Source organism: Burkholderia sp. JPY481, from assembly GCF_038900515.1.
GTDB lineage: Bacteria > Pseudomonadota > Gammaproteobacteria > Burkholderiales > Burkholderiaceae > Paraburkholderia > Paraburkholderia youngii.
The window spans coordinates 1-255 of sequence record NZ_JAYMRT010000190.1 but is presented as its reverse complement, the minus strand read 5'-3'; the positions used below and the strand labels follow the sequence as shown (position 1 = coordinate 255).

Below are 255 nucleotides of genomic sequence, written 5' to 3'. Positions count from 1 at the left end.
CAACGCTCTGCATGTGTGCAGAACCCTGCGCATTGAGGATTGGTGGAGGATGACGGGATCGAACCGACGACCCCCTGCTTGCAAAGCAGGTGCTCTCCCAGCTGAGCTAATCCCCCAGTCATACAGCACACACTCCAGAGGGGCTCACCCGACCAGCTCACCAGACAAGACAGTGGTGGGTCTGGATGGATTCGAACCATCGACCCCCGCCTTATCAAGACGGTGCTCTAACCGACTGAGCTACAGACCCCTGAG

At 58.4% G+C, this 255-nt stretch carries 2 tRNA genes; both read right to left on the bottom strand.

Annotation, left to right across the window (positions count from 1 at the left end):
• Nucleotides 1-40: 40 nt before the first annotated feature.
• Nucleotides 41-116 (bottom strand) — tRNA-Ala (locus VSR82_RS40280).
• Nucleotides 117-173: 57 nt separating this feature from the next.
• Nucleotides 174-250: transfer RNA gene (locus VSR82_RS40275), tRNA-Ile, on the bottom strand.
• Nucleotides 251-255: the final 5 nt, after the last annotated feature.